The sequence below is a fragment of the Bradyrhizobium sp. USDA 327 genome (assembly GCF_041262065.1).
Taxonomy (GTDB): Bacteria; Pseudomonadota; Alphaproteobacteria; order Rhizobiales; family Xanthobacteraceae; genus Bradyrhizobium; species Bradyrhizobium liaoningense.
On the sequence record NZ_JBGCCW010000001.1, the window covers coordinates 875453 to 898943 of the forward strand.

General features: G+C 64.6%; 22 protein-coding genes and 1 pseudogene. 15 read left to right on the forward strand and 8 right to left on the reverse strand.

Annotated elements, in window-relative coordinates; all coding sequences use genetic code 11:
• Nucleotides 1-6 precede the first annotated feature (6 nt).
• Nucleotides 7-987, forward strand: coding sequence for a hydroxymethylbilane synthase (gene hemC, locus ABIA42_RS03820; protein WP_370115403.1), 981 nt, complete (start codon nucleotides 7-9; stop codon nucleotides 985-987).
• Nucleotides 988-1257: 270 nt separating this feature from the next.
• On the opposite strand, the gene hemE is transcribed toward hemC, so the two are convergent.
• Nucleotides 1258-2292, reverse strand: coding sequence for a uroporphyrinogen decarboxylase (gene hemE / locus ABIA42_RS03825; protein WP_271526731.1), 1035 nt, complete (start codon nucleotides 2290-2292; stop codon nucleotides 1258-1260).
• A gap of 104 nt (nucleotides 2293-2396) precedes the next feature.
• Here hemE and ABIA42_RS03830 point away from each other — a divergent pair, with 104 nt between their 5' ends.
• The gene (locus ABIA42_RS03830; protein ID WP_370115401.1) at nucleotides 2397-2612 is read left to right on the forward strand and encodes a hypothetical protein; all 216 of its coding nucleotides are present in this window, start codon (nucleotides 2397-2399) and stop codon (nucleotides 2610-2612) included.
• Nucleotides 2613-2786: 174 nt separating this feature from the next.
• Entirely contained in the window at nucleotides 2787-4691 is a 1905-nt protein-coding gene (locus ABIA42_RS03835) for a diguanylate cyclase (RefSeq protein WP_370115399.1), read from the forward strand.
• Nucleotides 4692-4697: 6 nt separating this feature from the next.
• On the opposite strand, the gene ABIA42_RS03840 is transcribed toward ABIA42_RS03835, so the two are convergent.
• Nucleotides 4698-4916 (reverse strand): SlyX family protein, encoded by a 219-nt coding sequence (locus ABIA42_RS03840; protein ID WP_271526728.1) that lies wholly within the window; start codon nucleotides 4914-4916, stop codon nucleotides 4698-4700.
• Nucleotides 4906-5688 (reverse strand): rhodanese-related sulfurtransferase, encoded by a 783-nt coding sequence (locus ABIA42_RS03845; protein ID WP_370115397.1) that lies wholly within the window; start codon nucleotides 5686-5688, stop codon nucleotides 4906-4908. The genes ABIA42_RS03840 and ABIA42_RS03845 overlap by 11 nt, the downstream gene beginning before the upstream one ends.
• 196 nt (nucleotides 5689-5884) lie before the next feature.
• Here ABIA42_RS03845 and ggt point away from each other — a divergent pair, with 196 nt between their 5' ends.
• The 3 genes and pseudogenes from ggt (at nucleotide 5885) to ABIA42_RS03860 (ending at nucleotide 8714) form a co-directional block, all read left to right on the forward strand.
• A complete protein-coding gene (ggt, locus tag ABIA42_RS03850) occupies nucleotides 5885-7471 on the forward strand; it encodes a gamma-glutamyltransferase (RefSeq protein WP_370115395.1) in 1587 nt (528 codons plus the stop codon).
• Between the two features lie 170 nt (nucleotides 7472-7641).
• A pseudogene (locus ABIA42_RS03855) lies at nucleotides 7642-8189 on the forward strand (molybdopterin cofactor-binding domain-containing protein); the annotation flags it as partial.
• A 60-nt stretch (nucleotides 8190-8249) separates the two neighbouring features.
• Nucleotides 8250-8714 (forward strand): FKBP-type peptidyl-prolyl cis-trans isomerase, encoded by a 465-nt coding sequence (locus tag ABIA42_RS03860; protein WP_271526725.1) that lies wholly within the window; start codon nucleotides 8250-8252, stop codon nucleotides 8712-8714.
• A 148-nt stretch (nucleotides 8715-8862) separates the two neighbouring features.
• On the opposite strand, the gene ABIA42_RS03865 is transcribed toward ABIA42_RS03860, so the two are convergent.
• The gene (locus ABIA42_RS03865) at nucleotides 8863-9081 is read right to left on the reverse strand and encodes a CsbD family protein (protein WP_271526724.1); all 219 of its coding nucleotides are present in this window, start codon (nucleotides 9079-9081) and stop codon (nucleotides 8863-8865) included.
• A 128-nt stretch (nucleotides 9082-9209) separates the two neighbouring features.
• Between ABIA42_RS03865 and ABIA42_RS03870 the strand changes: the two genes are divergently transcribed.
• The 3 genes from ABIA42_RS03870 to ABIA42_RS03880 all read left to right on the forward strand — a co-directional run bounded on the left by ABIA42_RS03870 (nucleotide 9210) and on the right by ABIA42_RS03880 (nucleotide 10805).
• Entirely contained in the window at nucleotides 9210-9722 is a 513-nt protein-coding gene (locus ABIA42_RS03870; RefSeq protein ID WP_271526723.1) for a cupin domain-containing protein, read from the forward strand.
• A gap of 130 nt (nucleotides 9723-9852) precedes the next feature.
• A complete protein-coding gene (locus ABIA42_RS03875) occupies nucleotides 9853-10281 on the forward strand; it encodes a VOC family protein (protein ID WP_271526722.1) in 429 nt (142 codons plus the stop codon).
• A 35-nt stretch (nucleotides 10282-10316) separates the two neighbouring features.
• Nucleotides 10317-10805: a VOC family protein gene (locus ABIA42_RS03880; protein ID WP_271526721.1), complete on the forward strand. Its 489-nt coding sequence runs from the start codon at nucleotides 10317-10319 to the stop codon at nucleotides 10803-10805.
• A gap of 78 nt (nucleotides 10806-10883) precedes the next feature.
• On the opposite strand, the gene ABIA42_RS03885 is transcribed toward ABIA42_RS03880, so the two are convergent.
• Nucleotides 10884-12053 carry a hypothetical protein gene (locus tag ABIA42_RS03885; protein WP_271526720.1) on the reverse strand — a complete coding sequence of 390 codons (1170 nt, stop codon included), beginning with the start codon at nucleotides 12051-12053 and terminating at the stop codon, nucleotides 10884-10886.
• Between the two features lie 2 nt (nucleotides 12054-12055).
• Entirely contained in the window at nucleotides 12056-12757 is a 702-nt protein-coding gene (locus tag ABIA42_RS03890) for a FecR domain-containing protein (RefSeq protein WP_271526719.1), read from the reverse strand.
• A gap of 51 nt (nucleotides 12758-12808) precedes the next feature.
• Here ABIA42_RS03890 and ABIA42_RS03895 point away from each other — a divergent pair, with 51 nt between their 5' ends.
• Complete coding sequence (locus tag ABIA42_RS03895; RefSeq protein ID WP_271526718.1) at nucleotides 12809-14239, forward strand: phospholipid carrier-dependent glycosyltransferase; 1431 nt, start codon at nucleotides 12809-12811, stop codon at nucleotides 14237-14239.
• A gap of 55 nt (nucleotides 14240-14294) precedes the next feature.
• On the opposite strand, the gene ABIA42_RS03900 is transcribed toward ABIA42_RS03895, so the two are convergent.
• Complete coding sequence (locus tag ABIA42_RS03900; RefSeq protein WP_271526717.1) at nucleotides 14295-14936, reverse strand: OmpA family protein; 642 nt, start codon at nucleotides 14934-14936, stop codon at nucleotides 14295-14297.
• Nucleotides 14937-15217: 281 nt separating this feature from the next.
• On the opposite strand from ABIA42_RS03900, the gene ABIA42_RS03905 reads away from it, so the two are divergent.
• Both ABIA42_RS03905 and ABIA42_RS03910 read left to right on the forward strand, forming a co-directional pair.
• The gene (locus tag ABIA42_RS03905; RefSeq protein WP_131866094.1) at nucleotides 15218-15463 is read left to right on the forward strand and encodes a hypothetical protein; all 246 of its coding nucleotides are present in this window, start codon (nucleotides 15218-15220) and stop codon (nucleotides 15461-15463) included.
• A 110-nt stretch (nucleotides 15464-15573) separates the two neighbouring features.
• Nucleotides 15574-16740, forward strand: coding sequence for a winged helix-turn-helix domain-containing protein (locus ABIA42_RS03910; protein WP_370115388.1), 1167 nt, complete (start codon nucleotides 15574-15576; stop codon nucleotides 16738-16740).
• A 72-nt stretch (nucleotides 16741-16812) separates the two neighbouring features.
• On the opposite strand, the gene ABIA42_RS03915 is transcribed toward ABIA42_RS03910, so the two are convergent.
• A complete protein-coding gene (locus ABIA42_RS03915; protein ID WP_370115386.1) occupies nucleotides 16813-17277 on the reverse strand; it encodes a DUF2809 domain-containing protein in 465 nt (154 codons plus the stop codon).
• Between the two features lie 80 nt (nucleotides 17278-17357).
• Between ABIA42_RS03915 and ABIA42_RS03920 the strand changes: the two genes are divergently transcribed.
• The 3 genes from ABIA42_RS03920 (at nucleotide 17358) to ABIA42_RS03930 (ending at nucleotide 23459) form a co-directional block, all read left to right on the forward strand.
• Nucleotides 17358-18698, forward strand: coding sequence for an MFS transporter (locus tag ABIA42_RS03920; protein WP_370115384.1), 1341 nt, complete (start codon nucleotides 17358-17360; stop codon nucleotides 18696-18698).
• Nucleotides 18699-18951: 253 nt separating this feature from the next.
• Entirely contained in the window at nucleotides 18952-20058 is a 1107-nt protein-coding gene (locus tag ABIA42_RS03925) for an efflux RND transporter periplasmic adaptor subunit (RefSeq protein WP_271526713.1), read from the forward strand.
• A gap of 263 nt (nucleotides 20059-20321) precedes the next feature.
• The gene (locus ABIA42_RS03930) at nucleotides 20322-23459 is read left to right on the forward strand and encodes an efflux RND transporter permease subunit (RefSeq protein ID WP_319330211.1); all 3138 of its coding nucleotides are present in this window, start codon (nucleotides 20322-20324) and stop codon (nucleotides 23457-23459) included.
• Nucleotides 23460-23491: the final 32 nt, after the last annotated feature.

Below are 23491 nucleotides of genomic sequence, written 5' to 3' on the forward strand. Positions count from 1 at the left end.
AACGACTTGGCTACACGACTCAGGATCGGCACCCGCAAGAGCGCGATGGCGCTGGCACAGACGGAAGAAATCGCGCGCCGTCTGACCGCCGCCGTGCCCGGTCTCGATGTCGAGATCGTCAAGTTCGACACCACGGGCGATCTCGACCAGACCAGCAAGCTCTTGCCGCATGGCGGCAAGGGCGGCGCCTTCGTGGCGCAGATTCGCGCTGCCGTGCTGTCGGGCGAGCTCCAGGCAGCGATGCATTCGCTGAAGGACATGCCGGGCAACGAGGATACGCCCGGCCTCGTCATCGGCGCCACGCTGTCGCGCGATCCGCCGAGCGATGCGCTGGTGCTGCGCGACGGCGTGACCCTTGAGGCGCTGCGCCAGTCCCGCGGCAAGGGCTTCAAGATCGGCACGAACGCGGTGCGTCGAGCGGCCTATGCGCGGCGGTTGTTTCCCGATGTCGAGGTCATCCACTTCCGCGGCGCCGCCGACACGCGCGTGCGCAAGCTCGACAATGGCGAGAAGCAGCGCCTGCCGGATGGCGGCGCGGTGGGGCCTGCCGATGCGTTGATCATGGCCCGCTCCGGCCTCGATCGCGTCGGCCTTTCTCACCGCATCGCCTATGAGTTTACCGCGGCTGAGATGCTGCCGGCGGCGGGGCAGGGAATTGTTGCCGTCGAATGCGCGGCGCAGGACTGGCGGACGCGGCAGATCCTGTCATCGATCGACGATCCCGCCGCGCATTTGTGCGCGGATGCCGAGCGCGAGGTGCTGTGGGTGCTCAACGGCCACTGCAATTCACCTGTCGCAGGGTTCTCGACCATCACGGGCGATCAGATGTCGCTCGCCGCCTCCGTGCTCGATCTCTCGGGCAACACCATTATCGAAGCCTCGCGCGCAGGCCCCGCCAACCGCCCACGCGAGCTCGGGCGTGCCGTGGGATTGGATCTGCTGGCGAAGGGGGCGGCGGAGATCATCGAGCGCAGCCGGCCGCGCTGAGCCCAGCCGAAGTCACAATCGGCGATCACGTCGTTCTGCGCCTGTTTTGCCCGACGTGTCGAACGCGCGGGATGAGCCATGCAGGCCTAGAGTTTTCAATGACTTGTCTACTGTGCATGGGGTTGTTTTCGCATTTTTTGTTGGAGCGCGATCACGTGAGGTCGTCATGCCCGGGCTCGTCCCGGGCATCCACGTTCTTGGCACCGGTTGGTTAGGCGTGGATGGCCGGGACAAGCCCGGCCATGACGATGCGGAGAGACCGCCCGCCGTTCAGCCCCGCACGCGCTTGATCATCTGCTCGACATGGGCGATCGGCGTTTCCGGCTGGATGCCGTGGCCGAGATTGAAGATCAGCCGCCCTTGCGCAAAATTGACCAGCACATCGTCGACCGCGCGGTCGAGCGCGGCCCCGCCTGTGATCAGCACCAGCGGATCGAGATTGCCCTGCACGGCGACCCTGCTTTGCACGCGCTCGCGGATGAAGGCCGGCTCAGCGGTCCAGTCGATGCTGACCGCATTGACGCCGGTTGCCTCGACATAGCCGGGCAGCAACGCACCGGCGCCGCGGGGAAAGCCGATGATCTTCGCATCCGGCACCTTGGCCCTCACGCCCTCCACGATGCGCCGCGTCGGCTCGGTCGACCAGCGCGCGAACTCGGCCGGCGGCAGCACACCGGCCCAGGTGTCGAAGATCTGTAGCGCGTCGGCACCGGCTGCGAGCTGTGCCAACAGATATTCGATCGAGCTGTCGACCAGCACGTCGATGATCTCTGAGAAAGCTTCGGGATGACGGTAGGCCATCATCCGCGCCGGCGCCTGGTCCGGTGTGCCGTGGCCGGCGACCATATAGGTCGCGACCGTCCACGGTGCGCCGCAGAAGCCGATCAGCGCGGTCTTCGGGTCCAGCGCGCCGCGCACGATCTTCAGCGCCTCGAACACCGGCGCGAGCTTGCCCAGATCGACGCGCGGCGCCAGCGTCGCGACCTTGGCTGGATCGTCCAGCGGCTCGAGCCGCGGGCCCTCGCCGACCTCGAACCGCACCGAGCGTCCGAGCGCATAGGGGATCACCAGAATGTCGGAGAAGATGATCGCCGCATCGAAGCCGAACCTGCGGATCGGTTGCAGCGTCACCTCGGCGGCAAGCTCCGGGTTGAAGCAGAGATCGAGGAAGCCGCCTGCCTTGGCGCGCACCTCGCGATATTCCGGAAGGTAGCGCCCGGCCTGGCGCATCATCCACAAAGGCGGGATGGTCTGCCGCTGGCCGGAGAGCACGTCGATGAAAGGTTTCGTCGGAGACTGGGGCACAAATGATCCTGCAGAAGGTTATGGTTCCTGATACACCCCCAGCCCTCAGCGGAACAGGGGAACCAGCGCGATCGGCCCGCGTTGATCAGCCCATGGAGGAGATCATGGCTGAGACATTCAATCCCGCGCCGCACGACAAGCATGCCGAAGACCCGCACGAAGCGCTCGCTGCCGACCGCAACGCCAAGCTCGACGCCGGGCTGAAGGGTACGTTCCCTGCTTCCGATCCCGTGAGCGCCGCGCAGCCGACGCCCTCGAAGGCCGACGCGGATGCCGACCATCCCTCGCTCTGGGACAAGGTTAAGGCCATCTTCAGCTAGCAGCGTCGGGCGTGCCGGATTCCGGCAGGGTTGCTAATGCGTTGTTAGCAATGCGCTGATCGTTGCGTCCGTAGGACTACTGGAAGCGGGTCGATCGCCACGTATTCCGGTAGCGATTTCAGCATTCGATAACAGAAACGGCAGAGTTTCCGGTCGACCGGAGGACCCTGCCGCGTGAGCGCCGTTACCCAACGAGCTGGATGGAGCCGCCTGCCGCTGCGCGCGGCGGCTTTCGTCGTGCTGACCTGCGCGACCATCCTCGGCGTCAGCGGTTGGCGCGAGTGGGCGGCACGCGAGGCAGTGCTCAAGGGCGCTGAGACCGAGATGGCGAACGTCGCCCGTTCGCTGACCCAGCATGCCGAGGACAGCCTCGATCTCCTGGATTCCGGCGTCGTCGGCGTGGTCAGCCGTCTGGAGATCGATGGCACTGCACCAGCCACGGTCGCCAAGCTTGGAACTCTCCTGGACGCGCGCAAGAAGGCGATCACGCGCATCCACAGCCTCGACATCATCGACGATCAGGGCAACTGGCTGACCTCGCCCGGCACGATCGGCTCGACCCTCAGCGATGATGCGTTCTTCCGGTATCACCAGCTCTCGCCGAAGCGCGAGGCCCATGTCGGCAGTCCCGTGAAGAGCCTGCTTGATGGCGAATGGGTCGTCCCGCTGTCACGCCGCTTCAACAAGCAGGACGGCTCTTTCGGCGGCGTGGTGCTGGCGACCATCAGCTCCAGATATCTTTCGCATTTCTACGAGCAGTTCGAGATCGGCCGCAACAGCTCCGTGACACTGACGCATGGCGGCGGCATGATCCTCGCGCGTGATCCCGGCAACGACAAGTTCGTCGGACGCAGCTTCGCCGACACGCCTTTTTTCCGCGAGCCGAGCCTGCAACGGCCGAGTGGCGCCTATCACTTCAAGTCGCCGCTGGACGGTGCCGAACGCGTCAGCTTCTTCAATCGCAGCAGCCGTTTCCCGCTCCTCCTGGTTGCCACGGTCGACAGGGACGAGTTGCTCGCGCCCTGGCGCGCCGCGGCAATCTCCCGCATGCTCTACGTGCTCGCGCTGGTGATGCTGATCGCGGTCATCGGCGGCGTGCTGGTGCGGCAGTTGCACCGGGGCCAGCGCATGGCCGTTGCGCTGGCCGAGAAGGAGGCGCATTTCCGCCTGCTCGCCGAAGGCTCCAGCGACATGGTAACGCGCGTCGGGCTCGACGAGCGGCTGCGCTATGTCTCGCCCTCGTCGGTCCGCATCGTCGGCTGGCGCCCCAATCAGCTGATCGGCACGCCGGCTCTTGCGGGTATCAATCCGGAGGATCTGCCGGAGGTCCAGGCGATCGTCGACGCCATCAAGCGCGGCGAGAAGGAGGAGGCGCGTTTCACCTACCGCAACGCGCACCGGCAGAACGGCGAAGTCTGGCTCGAATCGACCATGCGGGTGACACGCAAGGGCAACGGCAACGTCGATGGCGTGGTCGCGATCTCGCGCGACATCACCGAGCAGAAGAGGCTGGAGACCAGGCTGGAGACGCTTGCGATCGAGGACAGCCTCACCGGCCTTGCCAATCGTCGCCGCTTCGACGAGCGGTTGAAGGAGGAGTGGGCGCGCGCCTATCGCGACCGCTCCAGCCTCGCTTTGCTGATGATCGACGTCGACCACTTCAAGGCCTACAACGATGAGTACGGCCATCCCGCCGGCGATGCCTGCCTGCGTCTGGTCGCAAAGATCATCGCGGCCGAGACGCAGCGCGCCGGTGATCTGGCGGCGCGCTATGGCGGCGAGGAGTTCGCCGTGCTGCTGCCGAACATCGACACCGCCGGCTGCGCCCGGATCGGCGAGCGGATCCGCAGTGCCATTCACGGGGCCGGCCTCGTTCATAGCACCAATCTGGCGGCTGGATGCGTCACCGCCTCGGTCGGCGGCGCGACCTGCCGGCCGGCGCTGGAGCGCACGGCGGGAGTGGCCTCGCTGGTCGAAGCTGCCGACCGGGCGCTCTACGCCGCCAAGGACGCAGGCCGCGACTGCCTGGTGATGTCCGGCGAGGTCATGAACCTGCTGCCCAAGGCGTCCGGACAGTAAGACCGATCAATAATGCGGCGGACGCTCGTTGCCGGGCCCCGGTGCATTTGCCTCGGCCTCCTGGAGCCGCTCGTTGAGCTGCGCGATCTGCCGCGTCAGCGAGTCGATCTGTTTCCACTGTGCGGTGATGGTCTGGTTCAACGTCTCGATCGTGTCGTCCTGGTAGGCAAGGCGCGTCTCCAGCGTGTCGATGCGCTCGCTCAGCGTCTTGATCTCATTCGTCACGGCCGTGCCCCTTCTCCCGTTCGCGCAAGCCAAGTTCTCGCAAACCGTGGCCGAGCGCCACGCGCTCGTCGAACACGAAGCATTCGCCGCGCCAGCGGCTCTCCGCCTCGGGCACCTCCTCGAGATATTTGAGGATGCCGCCTTTGAGGTGATAGACCTCTGTAAAGCCGCGCGCGAGCAGATGCGCGCTCGCCTTCTCGCAGCGAATGCCGCCGGTGCAGAACATCGCAATCCTGCGGTGTTCGGCCGGATCAAGCTCAAACGCGGCAAAGTCCTTGAACTGGCCAAAGCTCTTGATGCCGGGGTCGACCGCGCCCTCGAACGTCCCCATGGCCACTTCGAAGGCGTTGCGGGTGTCGAGCAGCAGCGTGTCGGGCTTTGCAATGAGCGCATTCCACTCGGTGGCATCGACATAAGTGCCGACCTGGCGGGTCGGATCGGCAGTCTCGTCACCGAGCGTGACGATCTCCTTCTTCAGCCGCACCTTGAGCCGCCCGAACGGCATCGCCTCGGCGGTCGAGAATTTCAATTCGAGCTTGTTGAGCCTGCCGCCGAACATGTCGCCGTGTGCGAGCTCGTGGACGAAGCCGTCGATCGCCTCCGGCGCACCGGCCATCGTGCCGTTGATGCCCTCCTGCGCCAGCAGCACGCTGCCCTTCAGCGCGAGACCAGCGCAGAAGGCGCGCAACGGCTCGCGCAGCTCGCGGTAATCGGGGAGGGCGACGAATTGATAGAAGGCCGCGACCTTGGTGGCCGAAATCGGATCAGACATGGCGGCTCGTTTAGCAGGCGGCAGCCATCCGGAAAACCCGTATGGGCGCCAGCGTCGAGAACTCCATACGCCCAGCAGATGGCAGCCATTTTCCTGGTATGCCAGCATTGCCCCGCCGGGCCGGAATGTGTCATGTAGACGCGGTTTTCGAGATGGCGCGCCACTCGCGCCGACGGCCAAGAGAGCAAGAAATTCGATGAGAAACTTCCATTTCCCCGGCAGGTCCACGGTCCACGCTACCAACGCAATGGTTGCGACTTCGCATCCGCAAGCCTCGCTCGCGGCGATCGAGGTGCTGCGCGATGGCGGCACGGCGGTGGACGCGGCCGTTGCCGCCTCTGCCCTGCTCGGCGTGATCGAGCCGCAGTCGACCGGCATCGGCGGGGACTGCTTTGCGCTGATCCAGCCGCGCGGCGAGGGCAAGATCATCGCCTATAACGGCTCCGGCCGTGCGCCCAAGGCGGCGAACGCCGACTGGTATCTCGAGCGCAAGATCAACTCCGTGCCGCTGACCTCGGCGCATGCGGTCTCGATCCCAGGCGTGATCGATGCCTTCGCGACGGTTCTGCGCGACCACGGCAAGTTCGGTTTCGACCGGCTGCTTCAGCCCGCGATCAAGGCGGCCGAGGAAGGCTACGTCGTCGCACCCCGCATCGCCTTCGACTGGAAGAACCAGTTCGAGAAGCTGAAGAATGGTACCAACACCGTGCGCTACCTGTTGCCGGGCGGCAAGCCGCCGGTGGCCGGCGATGTCATTCGCCAGGTCGAGCTCGGCAAGACCCTGCGCGCGATCGCCAAGGAGGGCCGCGACGCCTTCTACAAGGGCCCGATCGCGGAGGACATGGTCGAGACCCTCACGGGAATCGGCGGCCTGCACACGCTCGACGATTTCGCCGCGCACACGACGGAAGTGACTACGCCGATCGGCACCATGTACAAGGGCTATGATTTCTGGCAGTGCCCGCCGAACGGCCCGGGCGTCACCGCGCTCTTGATGCTCAACATCCTGTCGCGTTTCGATCTGACCAAGTACGCGCCCGTTAGCGTCGAGCGCTTCCATCTCGAGGCGGAAGCCGCGCGCATCGCCTACATGAACCGCGAGATGCATGTCGCCTCGCCCGAGCATATGAGGATCAATGTCGCCGAGATGCTCGAGAGGGGCTTTGCCGACGAGTACATCAGCAAGATCCGCATGGACGGCATGCTTGACCTGCCGAACGTTGCGCCGCCGATGAACCCCTCGACCATCTACATCACGGTGGTGGACAAGGACCGCAACGTCTGCTCGTTCATCAATTCGGTCGCGCATTCCTTCGGTTCGGCCATCGTCTCCAACAAGACCGGTGTACTGTTCCAGAACCGTGCCGGCGGCTTCCGCATCCAGCCCGGCCATCCCAACTGCATCGAAGGCGGCAAGCGCCCGCTGCACACGATCATGCCGGGCCTGCTCACCAAGGGCGGCCGTTCGACAATGTCGTTCGCCGTGATGGGCGGACAGTATCAGCCGACCGGCCAGACTCATGTCTTGACCAACATCCTCGATTACGGCTGCGACGTGCAGGAGGCGATCGACATGCCGCGCGGCCTGCATTACGAGGGCCAATATCAACTCGAGGACAGCGTGCCGGCTGCGATCGTCGAAGGCTTGAAGAAGATTGGCCACAAGACCACCAGCGTGGTCGGCCCGCTCGGCGGCGCCCAGGCGATCTGGATCGACTGGGACAAGGGCACGCTCACCGGTGGCTCCGATCCGCGCAAGGACGGCTGCGCCCTCGGCTATTGAGCTCGCGCGGGGTTCCGCGCGCAAGATCAGGAAAAGTTGACGAAGGGCGGCGCGGCATTTGCTGCGCCGCCCTTTCTCGTTCGGAACTGCACTCATTGCTCCAAGTTAATTCGATCGCCGCGCCTTCTTGGCCGGTGCTGCCGGAAGTGCGATGGTTCCGATGTCGGCGTGTGGTCGAGGAATATGGCGAATGGAAGCCGGAGGGCGCACCGCCGGACTCGCTCAGGGCCATGCATGCCGGGCAGCCTCGGTTCGTCGGCGGCCATCAAATTAAGGACAAGATCGCCTACGCCTTCGGCGCCGAGTTCGTCGAGATCCGCGTCAACCGCTTCACGCACGAATCCGTTGCCCCCGGTTGGTCGGCGCGTTCGCTGCAGGCAGGATCATGAATCCGCGCACCGCGCGCAGCCAGCTGATGGGCGGCCTGATCTGGGGCATGTCCTCGGCGCTGCTGGAGGCCACCGAGATCGACGAGCGCAATGCGCGCTACGTCAACGACAATCTTGCCGACTACCTCGTGCCCGTGAATGCCGATGTGCCCAGCGTCGAGGTCATCATGCTCTCCGAGCAGGACGATTACATCAACCCGGTGGGCGCAAAGGGCCTCGGCGAGCTTGCCAATGTCGGCACCAATGCCGCGATCTGCAACGCGATCTATCACGCCACCGGCCAGCGCATCCGCAAGCTGCCGGTGCGGCTGGAAAATACCGAGGTCTGAGGGGTGGAAACGGCGACCGCGTTGGGTTAGACACCTCCCGCCTCAAATGGAAGGTGCCCTATGCAGCGTTTTCAGCGCATGCTCCTCGCTATCGTGTCGGCACTCGCGATCACCGTGATCGGTGGCGTGTCCGATTTCGTTTCCACCACGGCCTCGGCCCAGACCGCAGGAAAGACCATGACTACAGCTTCAGGCCTGCAGATCATCGACTCCACCGTCGGCACCGGTGCCTCGCCGCAGCCCGGTCAGATCTGCGTGATGCACTATACCGGCTGGCTCTATGAGAACGGCCAGAAGGGCAAGAAATTCGACTCCTCTGTCGATCGCAAGGAGCCGTTCGAATTCCCGATCGGCAAGGGCCGCGTCATCGCCGGCTGGGACGAGGGCGTTGCCTCGATGAAGGTCGGCGGCAAGCGCACGCTGATCATCCCGCCGCAGCTCGGCTATGGCGCGCGCGGCGCCGGCGGCGTGATCCCGCCGAACGCGACCCTGATGTTCGACGTGGAATTGCTCGCGGTGAAGTGACGGCGTAGCCGTCATTCCGGGGCGATGCGCAGCATCGAACCCGGAATCTCGAGATTCCGGGTTCGGCACTTCGCGCCGCCCCGGAATGACTGGACAAATAAGAAGACCGGCCTTTCGGCCGGTCTTTTCGCTTTCAGCTCTAAGCGCGTCACTCCGTCGCGCGCTTTGCAGCGGCGGCGGCGCGATCCATCGCTTCCTTCGCGGCATCCTTGGCGTCGCCCATGGCCTGCTGGCCCTTGCCCTTCACTTCCTGGACCACGCCTTCGCCCTTCATGCGATCGGACCCGGTGGCTTCGCCGATGCCCTGCTTGGCCTTGCCGATCGCCTCGTTCGCGGTGCCCTTGATCTTGTCAGTGGTGCTGCCCATGAAATTCTCCTCTCGGTTTGCTCGCAATGACAACACTGAGCGGCTACGAGGGTTCCAATTTTAGTATGGCTTGCGGCTGCGGCTTTGGGTTAGTTTGCCGCGCACGAACCAACAGAAAGCAAGTACCCATGACCGGCCATGATCACTCGCACTCGCATCATGCACACGATCACGACGATCGCTGGAAACATGACGGCGTGCGCGTCATTCCGGGCAACCAGCTCGACACGAACGTGCCCTCGACGGCCGGCATGGACCGCGCGGCCGCCATCAATTTCGCACGCGTCGGCGCGCAGAAATTGTGGGCGGGCACGGTCAGCATCAAGCCGGATGCCAAGACCGGCGCGCATCATCACGGCCATCTCGAAAGCGTCATCTATGTGGTGAAGGGGAAGGCGCGGATGCGCTGGGGCGAGAGCCTGCAATTCACCGCGGAAGCCGGCCCCGGCGACTTCATATTCGTCCCGCCCTACGTGCCGCACCAGGAGATCAACGCCAGCCCGGACGAGGTGCTGGAATGCGTGCTGGTGCGCAGCGACGGCGAGGCGGTGGCGATCAACCTCGACATCGAGCCGGTGGAGAAACCCGAGACCGTGCTCTGGATCGACCCGGTGCACCGCGATCCCAACGAGAAGAAGTAAGGCTGCTCGGCGCGCGGGGGGCGGTGCGACAGAACCCCGCAGATCGGGGTCCGAAAGATTAGTCGGAAGCGGTGTCGGATGGCGGCCTGGCCGTCCGTCCTTGGGCAGAACCCCACCCGAGGAGCTTCCGATGCCCAAGATGATCTTCGTCAACCTGCCGGTGACCGACCTCAAGCGCGCGACCGCCTTTTATGAGGCGGTCGGTGCGGTCAAGAATGCGCAATTCAGCGACGAAACCGCGAGCTGCATGGTCTTTTCCGAGACCATTTTTGCCATGCTGCTGACCCACGACAAATTCCGCCAGTTCACGCCGAAGCCGATCGCGGACGCCAGGACCTCGAACCAGGTGTTGCTCTGCCTGTCCGCGGACAGTCGCAGCGACGTCGACGATATCGTCGGCAAGGCTGCGGCGGCGGGCGGCGTGGTCGATCCCAGCCCGAAGGACGAATACAGCTTCATGTACGGCCGCAGCTTCGAGGATCCCGACGGCCATATGTGGGGTGTGAACTGGATGGATCTCGCGGCTGCCCCGCTGCAGCCCGAGATGGCGAACGCCTGATCCGAGCCCGGAAGATCTGAAGAGGAGCATTCACGATGTCCAAGCTTGTGCCCTGCATGTGGTTCAACGGCGATGCCGAGGACGCCGCAAAATTCTACGTCTCGCTCGTTCCGAATTCGGCGATCACGCACGTCCAGCGCAACGTTTCGGACGGCCCCTCCGGCAAGGAAGGCTCCGTGCTCGTCGTCGAGTTCACGGTGGCCGGGCAGCCGCTGGTCGCGCTCAATGGGGGCATGAAGATGGAATACACCCACGCGATCTCGCTGATGATCCATTGCGACGACCAGGCCCAGGTCGACAGCGTCTGGAACGCGTTCCTCGCCCACGGCGGCAAGGAGGAACAGTGCGGTTGGCTCAGGGATCGCTGGGGCGTGGCCTGGCAGGTGGTGCCGAAAGTGATGTTCGAGTTCCTGTCGAGCCCGGACAAGGCCGCGGCCGCGCGCGCGGTGCAGGCCATGATGAAGATGGTCAAGCTCGACGTGGCCGTCCTGCGTCAGGCCTTCGAGGGCAAGCCGGCGGCGTGAGATACGGAGAAGCCGCGGCGTACTGGATGTCCCGCCTTCGCGGGACATGACAGCGGAATTTGGAGCGAGGTCTCCGTCCTAATAATTTATCCGCAGCCCGACGCCGCCGTGGATCGTGTTCCCGACCGGCTGCGGGCCCAACGTGCCGTTGGCAAAGAGATCCACGATCCAGCCCTTTTGCACGCGGAAGCCGAGGCGGCCGCCATATTCGAACCAGCCCTGGTTGCCCATGGTCGGCACCACCACGCCGTTGCCGGTCACGGTGGCGACAATGCCGCTGTGACTCGCAAACGACTGCACCCAGCCGCCATTGATGTTTGTCTCGATGTTGCTGCCGAAGAGATGCGTCCACTGGCCGCCGATCTTGACGAGGCCGGTGCGGTCGGTGCCATCAGCGATGCTGGCGTCGAATGGATTGAACGCCACCGTACTGTCGCTATAGCCGGAGACGCGCTGCCAGAGCTGCCAGACCTCGATCGAGGCCGCGACCTCGTCGCGTGGCGAGAGGCGACTTATCCAGCCGGCGCGACCGTAGACGGCGTAGTTCGAGGCGTTGGTCGAGCTGGTCACGCTCACCGGGCCGAGACTGGTATCGTAGCTGCGCGTGTAGCGCGCCTTCTCCCATGGCGTCAGGATCGTGCCGACGTCGAAGAACGGCCGCGACGAGCCCCAATCGGTAAAGTCATAGCGCAACGCAAAAGCGCCGATCGGTGCGCTCGTGATCTTGTAGCCGCCCTCGTCGTAATGCGTGTAAGCGATGCCGGCGAGCAGCGACAGATTGTTGGTCAGCGCCTTGCGGCCGTGGATGCCGGCCGAGAACGAGCCGGCCGAGCCGAATGCGCTGATGCAGTCGCCGCAATTGATCTGCTCGTTGACGCCGAGCAGCACCGTGCCGAGCACCCGGTTGGTGATCATCTGGTTGAAGCGCTGGTTGGCGAGGCCGCCGATCGAATTGCCGCTGGAAGCCGCGCCGGTCGGTGTCGGGCTCGGCGACGGATATGGGCTGGGGGAAGGATACGGGCTCGGCGACGGTGAGGGCGCGGGGCTTGGTGAGGGCGTAGGACTCGGTGAGGGCGCTGGCGAGGGCGAGTAGGTCGGCGACGGATAAGGCGTCGGCTCGCCGCACTCGGACCCGCACTCCGACGCCTGCGCAGCCGCCGGGCGGGCCCCCGAGGCGACAAGCGCAAACGCGGCCAATGCGGTCAGCACGCCGATGAGGATGAGGCGCTGGAAGCGGTATTTCGTCATCGTCAGCGCCCGCACAGCATGCCGTCGTCCTGGACGGCGGGCGTGATGGTCGGCGAGGCGCCGGCGTATTGGTTGACCGCGCACAGTCCGGCACTGGCGGCGCAATTGGCGGCAAACGTCCAGGGCGGCGTATTGGACTTGGTGATGCTCACTTTGCCGCCGGTCGAGGTGATGATCGCGGTGTCGCCTGGCTGGGTGAGCTGCACGCACTGGGAGCTCTTGGTGCAGACGCTGGCCGCGCCGTCCTGAAGCACGACCACGGAGCGCCCGCGCTGCGAGAGAATGTCGAGCGTGGTGCCGCGCACACCGATGGTCGCAAGCGGCGTCGTGATCTTGTAAGCGGCCTTCTCGGAACGCCCGGTGACGAAGCGGAATGCGCCGGTGGTCATGCGGATCGCGACGTCGCGATAGCTGCGCTCGTCGTTGAAGACGGTGCGGTCGAGCTTCAGCGTGGCGCTGGGGCCGAGCGACAGATTGGTGCTGTCGGCCATCACGAAACGCGCCGCGCTGTCGGCGCCGGTCCGCACGGTCTCGTCGCGCAGCATGCTGTCGCCGACATTGATCGGCGTCGTGGACGCGGCCACGCGCACAACCTCGTTCTGAATCACGACGGCTTCGCCGACGCGAGTCTGCGCCTGCGCGCTGGAGCCGGCGCACAATGCGGCCGACGAGAGGATGGAGAAAAGCCAAAAACGCAAATTCATTTCGCAACCGATCGATGTGTCCCTGATCGTACCGGATCGCGCTCGCTTGCGATGTGGCGTAATTATCACAAGCGGCGCGGGACGTGCGCTATGCTTAGTGACAGTTGCGGCAGAATGCGTTCAATGAAAACGACGATCCTTGTTTTTGTCCGCGGTGACGCAAATTTGCCACGCAAGATATCTCAACAGCAGCCCCTCGAGGGTTTCGCAGTTCCAAAACTGTCGCGGAGCGCAGTGCTTGCTGTCGCGATTTTCCTGATTGCCCATCTGGCGCTGCTGATCGGTCTCACCACGCCGGAGAAATTTGTCTTCGACGAGGTGCATTACGTGCCGGCGGCGCGGCAGATGCTGGCGCCCGTGATGTCGCAGCCGATGCTCAATCCGATGCATCCGCCGCTGGCCAAGGAGCTGATCGCGGCATCGATCGCGACCTTCGGCGACAACGCGCTTGGCTGGCGTTACCCCGCGACGTTGTTCGGCGCGTTGGCGATCGTCGCAATCTATCTGTGCGGGCTCGCGCTGTTTTCCGCGCAAGGGCCCGCGATCGCCGCGGCGCTGATTGCAGCGTTCAACCAGATGCTGTACGTGCAGGCGCGCATCGCGATGCTCGACATCTTTGCGCTCGGCTTCGGCCTGCTTGCGACCGCCGCCTTCATGCATGGCTTTCGCAGAGAGCGGCCGCACGCCTTGTTTGCCGCGGCAGGAGCTCTGTTCGGACTTGCTGCGGCCTGCAAATGGAGCGGCCTATTTCCGCTTGGCGTCTGCATCGTCATCGTTACGGTGATCCGCCTGATGCAGGGCTGGCGTACGCTGTTCGCCGACGCGAGGCCGGAGGACTGGTATCGGCCGGAGCTGTGGCCCGGCTTGAGGCTGCATCATGTCGCGCTCTGCTTCGTCGTCTTGCCAATGGTGGCCTACCTTGCCGCTTTCGTCCCGCTCCATGGCGTGTCGCTGCCGGATTTGATCGAGGCGCAGCGGCGGATCTTCGCCGACAACACCACGACGGCCATCGCCGGCCACACCTATATGAGCGCATGGCCGTCCTGGCCGTTGCTCGCGCGCCCGGTGTGGTTCCTGTTCGACAAGACGGGAGATGACAACGTTGCTGCGATCGTCTTTCTTGGCAATCCGCTGGTGCTATGGCCGGCGCTGCTCGCGCTCGTCGTGGTGTTGCGCGATTTCATCGCGGCGCGGCGGTGGGATGCATTCCTGATCGCGGCATTCTATTTCGGTCCCTGGCTCGCCTGGGCATTACTGCCGCGCACGCTTGGTTTCATCTACTACTATCTGCCGGCGGCGACCGCGGCGTCGCTGGCGCTGGTCTATGTGCTGCGCCGGGAGGGGCTGCCGCGCTGGCTGCTGTGGGCCTATGTCGGCCTCGCTGCGGCCGGCTTTGCGGTCATGCTGCCGATTTCCGCAGCCTTCATCGGCACGTCCATGCGAATCTTCGGCCGCCTGATGCTGTTCCAAAGCTGGATATGACATCGCCGCCTGCCGGGCCGCGGCAGGCGGCGTGTCGTGCGCGACGGCCGCGCGTCTACTTCGCTGCGGTCTTGGTGTCCATGTTCACGACCTGGACGCGGCGGTTGATCGCGTCGGCGCCGTTGGCGGCATCCTTCAGCTTGGTCTCGCCGTAGCCGACGGTGACGAGATCGGTGCCGTTGAGGCCGTAGTTCTGCACCAGGTATGTCTTGATGGTGTCGGCGCGCCGTTCGGAGAGCCCTTGATTGTATGCTTCGCCGCCGGTCGCGTCGGTGTGGCCGGCGACCACGAAGGTCGAGCCCTTCAGCGCCGGATCGGACAGCGCCTTGCCGAGCGCCTGCACCGATGCCACCGACGTCTTGGCGATGTCGGCCGAGTTGTAGTCGAACTGGATCTCCAGATCGATCTTCGGCTTGGTCGCGGCGAGCTCGGCGATCTGCTCGCGCTCGCCCGTCGAGAGCGACCGGGTCGGGCGGTTGCGCACCGTGTTCAGGAAGGTCGCTTCCTTGGCTTGCGCGGTCGTGTCGGCCTGCGGACCGACGGACAGGCCGCGGGTTGCCGGCTTGGGCTTCAGTGCATCCAGGATTTTGTCGGTGGAGACATTGTTGTCGCCGGCCAGAGCCAGGCCCGCCGTCATCGACAGGGCTGCCGAAAGAGTGATCGCCTTCAGTCCAAAAAACTTATCAAAACGGGTCATTGTCATATCCTCGCTGCTACGCCTGATGGCGATTTGATGCCGCGAGCCTAGGGCAGGTTCAAAGGCCTCAATGTGATCTTCCTCACATTCGAAATTGCCCCGCGGAGATTCTGACTGTCTCGACCGGGAACGTCGGGGAGCGCCCAAAAGCCGCACGCTGAGAGCGGGCTGATTCGGCAGTGCAGCAACGAAATGTCTTCTGCCTGAAAAACTTGCCGTTGAAGAATGGCAGTTGTGGTGGCCGGCATCAGGCCGGCTGCCTTTTCTGGAGGAGAAGTTTGATGAAGACCCTGTTGCTCGCGACGGCATTCGTGGCGCTTGCTCTGTCCCCCGCATCCGCCGCCAAGATGGCGTGCACCAGTGCAAACATGGCCAAGCTCGTTGCCGGGATGGGCGGCGAAGACACGCCGGGCAAGATCGCAGCGAGGAAGTCGATGGCCGCGGCCAATTCCGACATGAGCAAAGGCAACATGCGCGGCGCCTGCAAGCATTACATGAGCGCCGAGAAGGCGATGGCGATGAAGTAGGCTCCCGCGATCCCGGACGTCATGGCCGCGCTGGCAGCAGATGGCAGCGCGGCTTTTTCGTGCCCCTGCTTCTTTGCCTCGCGGCGAATCCGGCTACATTGCGTTCCGCAATGCCCCGCGCCCCGAAACCACTTCCGCTCTCGACCACACAGGCCCGGCAGATCTGGCTGCATGCCCAGCGGCTCGATGTGCGCACTCCATTCGGGGAGGGCGCGCAGGCCGTTGCCGACGCGACTGCTCATCTCGGCTATGTGCAGATCGACACCATCAACGTCATCGAGCGCTGCCATCACCACATCCTGTTCAGCAGGATCCCGTCCTACCGTCGCGCCGATCTTCGCCAGGCCCACAGCGTCGACAAGAGCGTGTTCGAATACTGGACCCATGCGCTGTCCTACGTGCCGGCCGCCGACTTCCGGTTCTTCCTGCCGGCGATGCGCGAGCACCGGCGCGAGGGACACAGATGGTTTGCATCGGTGAAGCCGGCTGACACGCGCAAGGTGATGCGACTGCTGCGCGCCGGCCCGCTGACGATCCGCGACATCGAGGATGACGTGCTCGTCGAAAAGGAGCACCTGTGGCAGAGCCGCAAGCCGTCGAAGCGCGCGTTGCAACTCGCCTTCTATACCGGCGCCGTCACCATCAGCGAGCGCCTGGGCATGCTCAAGACCTATGAGCTGATGAACCGTCATTTCGGCTGGGACAAGCTGCCGAGGCCGGCATCGGCAAGGGAGACCACGGCCTATCTGCTCGACCGCGCGCTGCGCTCGCAGGGCCTGGTCAGTCTCGATTCGATCTGCCATCTCGACGCGCCGAGCAAGAAGCCGGTCGCACGCCTGATCGCCTCGCGCGTCCGCCGCGGAGAGCTCGTGCCTGTTACGCTCGAGGGCGCCGGCAAGCAGGAGCATTGGGCTTCGCCCGCAGCGCTGGAGGCGGGCGGCGAAGGGCCGCCGCCCGATCTCGTCCACATTCTTTCGCCGTTCGATCCCTTGATCATCCAGCGCAAGCGCACCAATCTCATCTTCGGCTACAACCATCTGTTCGAAGCCTACGTGCCGAAGGCCAGGCGCAAGCTCGGCTACTTCGCGCTGCCCGTGCTGGTCGGCGACGAGATCGTCGCCGCGCTCGATCTCAAGACCGACCGGCAGGCGAAGAAGCTCTTGATGCAGAAATGGACCTGGGTCGGGCGGGGCAAGAAGGCGGCGGGACGACGGGAGCTCAAGCGTGTGATCGAAGAAGAGCTCGACCGATTCGAGCGGTTTCAATTGGCGGAGTGAAGTCTTCGTAGGATGGATTAGCTAAGCATAATCCACCGCTTTTAGTATCCCGCGGAGACAGACATTGGCGGGTTACGCCGAGCGGTCAGCGCTCTGCGCAGCCGCGCGCCGACCTTCCCTACGCAGTTGGACGAGCCGATCGATCCAAACACCGAAGGCAATCCCGACCGCGTAAGCGGCCAGATTCCACAGCGAGAATATGCGACCGAGCAGCAGCGCGCCGGCCGCTGTCAGCCGGAACGCATCGAGCCATGGTGTGTGCACCAGGCGGGAGAATTCCACGATGACCGCAATCGCCACCGCGATGGCCGCAATCTGCATCCGCGACAGCCTCGGCAGCACAACCCCGACCAGCAAGAACACCATCGTCGCCCACAAGAGCGAGCCGCCATATTTCACCACGAAGGCCGGAAGCCCGAGCGGAAAGCCGTACCAGCGCAGCGACAGCCCGCAGACGATCACCATCGCGGCGAGGGCGGCGCGGATCAGCGATGTCAGGAGCGGCGCAACAGGTTGATCCGGCTGCGCCCCGCGCATTGCTCGCTCCATTGACTCTTTGCCCGCGATGCTCAAAACCGCCACTCAGCCCTAGAAAAGCAACAACCCGGGGGGAAGCCATGAGCCAGACCACCTATGCCGGTTCTGCCGGCGGAGCCGAGAGCGCCAGCAAGAGCGACATCGAGACCTCGACCATCCGCGCCATCTCCTGGCGCCTGATTCCGTTCCTGGTGCTGGCCTACTTCTTCTCCTATCTCGACCGCGTCAATCTCGGCTTTGCCGCGCTGACCATGAATGCGGAGCTGAAGTTCACCCCGCTGATCTTCTCCTGGGGCGCCGGCATCTTCTTCATCGGCTATTTCATCTTCGAGGTGCCGAGCAACCTTGCGCTGGAAAAATTCGGCGCGAGCCGCTGGATCGCCCGGATCATGGTGACCTGGGGCATCATCTCGGCACTGATGGCGATGGTCAGCGGCGTGACGAGCTTCTACGTGCTGCGCTTCCTGCTCGGCGTCGCCGAGGCCGGCTTCTTCCCCGGCATCATCCTGTATCTCACCTACTGGTATCCGGCCCAATATCGCGCCCGCTTCCTCGCGGCCTTCGCCATCGCCGTTCCGGTCTCGACCGTGATCGGCGCGCCGATCTCGGGCCTGCTGCTCGGGCTCGATGGCATGATGGGGCTGAAGGGCTGGCAGTGGCTGTTCATCATCGAGGGCATTCCTTCCGTGCTGCTCGGCGTCGTCACCTGGTTCTATCTCACCGACAGACCGGAGAAGGCGGACTGGCTCTCGGCCGAGCAGAAGGCGTGGCTGAAGGCGAAGCTTGATTCCGAGATCGCCATCAAACAGGCCGCGAAGCATCCCTCGCTGGGCGAAGCCCTGTCCTCGCCGAAGGTGATCGCGCTCAGCCTGATCTATTTCGGCTTCGTCGGTGCGCTCTATGGCATGCAGTTCTGGCTGCCGCAGATCGTCAAGGCGTTCGGCCTCACCAACGCGCAAACCGGCTTCGTGACCGCGATTCCCTATCTGTTCGGCACCATCGCCATGGTCCTGTGGGCGCGGCATTCGGATGCGAGTCGCGAGCGCGTCATGCATGTCGGCGCACCGCTGCTGCTCACAGCCGTCGCTCTCGGCATCTCCTCCTCTCTCACTGATCCCACCCTGACGATGGTGGCGCTGACGGTTGCCGCGATCGGCGTGTTCTGCTGCTTCGGGGTGTTCTGGACGTTGCCGACCGCCTGGCTGTCCGGCACGGCGGCGGCCGGCGCGATTGCCCTGATCAACTCGATCGGCAATCTCGCCGGCTTCGGCGGGCCCTATTTGATCGGCTGGGTCAAGGAAGCCACCGGCCAGACCTCGACCGGTTTGCTCGTCCTCGCCGTGCTGCCCCTGATCGCCGGTATTTTGGTCTTCGTCGGCGGCCACGACAGCAAGCACGAGTTCGCCGAGCAGGGGCGGTAAGGGCTTCGCAGGCTGGGCAACGGTGCGCACTCCGCGCTCCGTGCCTCCCGGGCTGACGCGTGGCACGCTTCCGCCTTCGCCGTCTGGGCTCCGCGGACGAGCCCTTGCGCACTCTACAATCGCACCTTCGCAACTAGGCCATCCCAATCCTTACCACCCCTTAACGATCACGCTTTCCTGATGACTGACGATTATTGACTTTCGTCAGTGATTAGTCGACATTCCTCAAATCGAGATACAGGAGTGTCCTTCGATGTTCGTCAGGTCGGTTTTATCCAGCTATTCCAAGCTCTTGGCGGGTGTGTCGCTGGCCCTGATGGCCGCTGCCCTGGCCGGGTGCAATGATACTGTCGCCGAGAAGGCCGAGCCGCCGCGGCCGGTTTTGGTTGCGACCGCCCATTATAGTGCCGAGACGCCGGAGCGCAGCTTCGTCGGCACCATCAGGCCGCGGATCGAGAGCGATCTCGGCTTCCGCGTCGCCGGCAAGGTTGCCAAGCGCCTGGTCGAGGTCGGCCAGACTGTCGAAATCGGCCAGCCATTGGCCACCCTCGACGAGGTCGACCTGAAGCTCCAGGCCGAGCAGGCCGTCGCCGAGCAGACCGCCGCGACCGGCGTGCTGGCCCAGGCCGCCGCCGCCGAGCAGCGCGCCAAGGACCTGAAGGCCAAGGGCTGGACCACCGATGCGCAACTGGATTCGAGTCGCGCCGCCGCCGACGAGGCCCGTGCGCGCCTGAACCGGGCTGAGCGCTCGGTCGAACTGACCAAAAATTCCCTTTCCTACGCGACGCTCAACGCCGACGCCCGAGGCGTCGTCACCGCGACGCTGATCGAGCCCGGCCAGGTGGTTGCCGCGGGCCAGGCTTCGATCCGTGTCGCCCGCTTTGCCGAAAAGGAAGCGGTCGTCGCGATCCCTGAGACGCTGGTCGGACGCGCCAAGTCGGGCGTCGCCAGCGTCACTCTTTGGTCCGAGCCGAACAAGAAGTATGCGGCCAAGCTGCGCGAGATCGCGCCGGCGGCCGACCCGGCCACGCGCACCTATCTGGCAAAGTTCTCGCTGCCTGAGGCCGACGACAAGGTCGCGCTCGGCATGACGGCGACGCTGACGCTGTCTGACGCCGCGACCGAACGCGTCGCCCGGCTGCCGCTGTCGGCGCTGTTCAACGAAGGCGGCAAGCCGTCCTTCTATGTCGTCGACGACAACGGCTCGGTCGCGCTGAAGCCGGTGACGGTGAAGTCTTACGAGAGCAAGGACGTCGTCATCACGGGCGGAGTCGAGGAGGGCGCCAAGATCGTCGCCCTCGGCGTGCAGAAGCTCGATCCGGGCCAGCGGGTGCGGATCGTGTCGTCGCTTTCTTTCTAATTGCTGTCATTCCGGGGCGGTGCGAAGCACCGAACCTGGAATCTCGAGATTCCGGGTTGGTTCTTCGGACCATCCCGGAATGACAAGAGAAGTCGAGTTCGTCGTTGCAAGGCGGAGTTTCGGCCCGAGCGCTAATGCGAAGGCTGAAGCGGCGAAGCGATCCAGAACCTGCCCAGCCCCCTGGATTGCTTCGCTGCCTCGCGACGACGGGTGAATAGAGCGGCTGTCGTATTTGCAACTGGATCTTCTTTTCGGAGAGAGCGATGAAGCGCTTCAACCTTTCGGCCTGGGCCGTCAGCCATCCGACGCTGGTTCTCTTCCTGATGATCGTGCTCGGCGTAGCCGGCTTCTTCTCCTATGAGAAGCTCGGGCGCGCCGAGGACCCGTTCTTCACGGTGAAGGTGGTCAACGTCTCCGTGATGTGGCCCGGCGCGACCGCGCAGGAGATGCAGACCCAGGTCGCCGATCCCATCGAGAAGAAGATCCAGGAGCTGCCCTATTTCGAGAAGGTGCAGACCTATTCCAAGCCCGCCTTCACCGCGCTCCAGGTCACGTTCCGCGACAACACGCCGCCGAAGGACGTGCCTTATCTCTTCTACCTCTTGCGCAAGAAGCTGGTCGACGTGCAGGGCCAGCTGCCATCCGGCATCCTCGGGCCCGTCGTCAACGACGAGTTCTCCGACGTCGATTCCATCCTGTACATGATGACCGGCGACGGCGCCGACTATGCCCAGCTGAAGAAGGTCTCGGAAGGTTTTCGTCAGCGCCTCCTGAAGGTGCCCGGCGTGACCAAGGTCGACGTCTACGGCAATCAGGACGAGCGCATCTTCGTCGAGTTCTCCCACGCCAAGCTCGCCACCCTCGGCATCACGCCGCAGGCGCTGTTCGATTCGCTCGCCAAGCAGAACAACGTGACGCCGGCCGGCACGGTCGAAACCTCGTCGCAGCGCGTGCCGCTGCGCGTCACCGGCGCGCTCGACGGTGCCAAGGCCGTGGCCGAGACCCCGGTCGAGAGCAACGGCCGCGTGTTCCGTCTCGGCGACATTGCCACCGTCACCCATGGCTATGTCGATCCACCGAGCTTCGTCGTGCGCCAGGAAGGCAAGCCCGCGATCGGAATCGGCGTCGTCACCGCCAAGGGCGCCAACATTCTCGAGCTCGGCAAAGAGGTCGAGAAGGCAACCAACGAGTTCATGAAGGCCGTGCCGCAGGGCATCGACGTCAAGCTGATCGCCGACCAGCCCAAGGTGGTCGAGCACGCCGTCGGCGAGTTCGTGCATTCCTTCATGGAGGCGCTCGTCATCGTGCTGTTCGTCTCGTTCCTGGCACTCGGCTGGCGCACCGGTATCGTGGTCGCTTTGTCGGTGCCCTTGGTGCTCGGCATCGTCTTCATCGTCATGAACACGATGTCGCTCGACCTGCACCGCATCACGCTCGGCGCGCTGATCATCGCGCTCGGCCTGCTCGTCGACGACGCCATCATCGCGGTCGAGATGATGGTGGTGAAGATGGAGCAGGGCTGGGACCGCGTGCGCGCGGCGTCCTTTGCCTGGGAATCGACTGCGTTCCCGATGCTCACGGGAACGCTGGTCACGGCCGCCGGCTTCCTCCCCATCGGCTTTGCCAATTCCGCGGTCGGCGAATATGCCGGCAGCATCTTCTGGATCGTGGCGATCGCGCTGGTCGCCTCATGGTTCGTGGCGGTGATCTTCACGCCCTATATCGGCGTCAAGCTGCTCCCGGACATGAAGGCGCACCACAACCACGATCCGCACGCGGTCTACGAGACCCGCATGTACCGTGGTCTGCGCGCCATCGTGCAATGGTGCGTCAATCACCGCATCACCGTGGTGGTCGCGACCGTCGGCGTCTTCGTCGCCTCGATCATCGGCTTCGGCCATGTGCAACAGCAGTTCTTTCCGCTGTCGGAGCGGCCCGAGCTGTTCCTCCAGTTGCGCCTGCCCGAGGGCACCGCCTTCAACGTCACCGAGAAGGCGGTGAAGAAGGCCGAAACGCTGCTGAAGGACGACAAGGACATCGAGACCTATACCTCCTATGTCGGCCAGGGCTCGCCGCGCTTCTGGCTCGGCCTCAATCCGCAGCTTCCGAACGAGGCCTTCGCCGAGATCGTCATCGTCGCCAAGGGCGTCGAGGCGCGCGAGCGCATCAAGGCCAAGATCGAGAACGCAGCTGCCGAAGGCTTCCTGACCGAGGCGCGCGTGCGCGTCGATCGTTTCAACTTCGGTCCACCGGTCGGCTTCCCCGTCCAGTTCCGCGTGATCGGCCCCGACGCCAACAAGGTGCGCGAGATCGCCTACCAGGTCCGCGACGTGATGCGGCAGAACAAGAGCGTCAAGGACGTCCAGCTCGACTGGAACGAGCAGTCGCCTTACCTCAAGCTCGTCGTCGATCAGGATCGCGCCCGTGCCATGGGCCTGACCCCGCAGGACGTCTCGCAGGCGCTGGCGATGCTGATCTCGGGCTCGCAGGTCACGACCGTGCGCGACGGGATCGAGAAGGTCGGCGTGGTCGCCCGCGCGGTTCCATCCGAACGCCTCGACCTCGGCGGCGTCGGTGATCTCACCATCACCTCGCGCAATGGCGTTGCCGTGCCGCTGCAGCAGATCGCCAAGATCGAATATGCCCATGAGGAACCGATCATGTGGCGGCGCAACCGCGACATGGCGATCACCGTGCGCTCCGACGTCGTCGACGGCGTGCAGGCGCCCGACGTCACCAACCAGATCACGCCGAAGCTGAAGGCGATCAAGGATCACCTCGAGCCGGCCTACCGGATCGAGCCGGGCGGGGCGTTCGAGGAATCCGCCAAGGGCAACGCCTCGATCTTCATCCTCTTCCCGGTGATGGTCATGGTGATGCTGACGCTGCTGATGATCCAGCTTCAGAGCTTCTCGCGCCTGATCCTGGTATTCCTGACCGCCCCGCTCGGCATCGTCGGCGCCTCGCTCGGCCTCAACGTCGCCAATGCCCCGTTCGGCTTCGTGGCGCTGCTTGGCCTGATCGCGCTCGCCGGCATGATCATGCGCAACACGGTCATCCTGGTCGATCAGATAGAGACCGACGTCTCGCACGGCCTGCCTCGGCGCGAGGCGATCGTGGAAGCCACCGTCCGCCGCGCCCGGCCAGTGGTGTTGACGGCGCTCGCCGCCATCCTCGCCATGATCCCGCTGTCACGCTCGGCCTTCTGGGGCCCGATGGCCATCACCATCATGGGCGGCCTGTTCGTCGCGACCTTCCTCACACTCCTGTATCTGCCGGGCCTCTACGCCCTGTGGTTCAGGAAGAGCCTGGATGAGGCAGGTACCCCGGAACAGCCTGCGGCGCCGCAGCATGGGAGCGATGAGCATTCCGCAATTCCGCTTGCTGAGGCGGCTGAATAAGTGAGATGAAGTGCTGACGGATGAGTCCTGAC

What these genes read in the sequence shown, in the direction of transcription:
- ABIA42_RS03900 (WP_271526717.1), bottom strand. Translation starts at nt 14,936, where the DNA reads ATGACCCGTTTTGATAAGTTTTTTGGACTGAAGGCGATCACTCTTTCG.
- ABIA42_RS03915 (WP_370115386.1), bottom strand. Translation starts at nt 17,277, where the DNA reads ATGCGCGGGGCGCAGCCGGATCAACCTGTTGCGCCGCTCCTGACATCG.
- ABIA42_RS03830 (WP_370115401.1), top strand. Translation starts at nt 2,397, where the DNA reads ATGGCTGAGACATTCAATCCCGCGCCGCACGACAAGCATGCCGAAGAC.
- ABIA42_RS03875 (WP_271526722.1), top strand. Translation starts at nt 9,853, where the DNA reads ATGCCCAAGATGATCTTCGTCAACCTGCCGGTGACCGACCTCAAGCGC.
- ABIA42_RS03865 (WP_271526724.1), bottom strand. Translation starts at nt 9,081, where the DNA reads ATGGGCAGCACCACTGACAAGATCAAGGGCACCGCGAACGAGGCGATC.
- ABIA42_RS03930 (WP_319330211.1), top strand. Translation starts at nt 20,322, where the DNA reads ATGAAGCGCTTCAACCTTTCGGCCTGGGCCGTCAGCCATCCGACGCTG.
- ABIA42_RS03895 (WP_271526718.1), top strand. Translation starts at nt 12,809, where the DNA reads ATGTGGCGTAATTATCACAAGCGGCGCGGGACGTGCGCTATGCTTAGT.
- ABIA42_RS03905 (WP_131866094.1), top strand. Translation starts at nt 15,218, where the DNA reads ATGAAGACCCTGTTGCTCGCGACGGCATTCGTGGCGCTTGCTCTGTCC.
- ABIA42_RS03885 (WP_271526720.1), bottom strand. Translation starts at nt 12,053, where the DNA reads ATGACGAAATACCGCTTCCAGCGCCTCATCCTCATCGGCGTGCTGACC.
- ABIA42_RS03845 (WP_370115397.1), bottom strand. Translation starts at nt 5,688, where the DNA reads ATGTCTGATCCGATTTCGGCCACCAAGGTCGCGGCCTTCTATCAATTC.
- ABIA42_RS03880 (WP_271526721.1), top strand. Translation starts at nt 10,317, where the DNA reads ATGTCCAAGCTTGTGCCCTGCATGTGGTTCAACGGCGATGCCGAGGAC.
- ABIA42_RS03920 (WP_370115384.1), top strand. Translation starts at nt 17,358, where the DNA reads ATGAGCCAGACCACCTATGCCGGTTCTGCCGGCGGAGCCGAGAGCGCC.
- ABIA42_RS03925 (WP_271526713.1), top strand. Translation starts at nt 18,952, where the DNA reads ATGTTCGTCAGGTCGGTTTTATCCAGCTATTCCAAGCTCTTGGCGGGT.
- ABIA42_RS03860 (WP_271526725.1), top strand. Translation starts at nt 8,250, where the DNA reads ATGCAGCGTTTTCAGCGCATGCTCCTCGCTATCGTGTCGGCACTCGCG.
- ABIA42_RS03890 (WP_271526719.1), bottom strand. Translation starts at nt 12,757, where the DNA reads ATGAATTTGCGTTTTTGGCTTTTCTCCATCCTCTCGTCGGCCGCATTG.
- ggt (WP_370115395.1), top strand. Translation starts at nt 5,885, where the DNA reads ATGAGAAACTTCCATTTCCCCGGCAGGTCCACGGTCCACGCTACCAAC.
- ABIA42_RS03910 (WP_370115388.1), top strand. Translation starts at nt 15,574, where the DNA reads ATGCCCCGCGCCCCGAAACCACTTCCGCTCTCGACCACACAGGCCCGG.
- ABIA42_RS03870 (WP_271526723.1), top strand. Translation starts at nt 9,210, where the DNA reads ATGACCGGCCATGATCACTCGCACTCGCATCATGCACACGATCACGAC.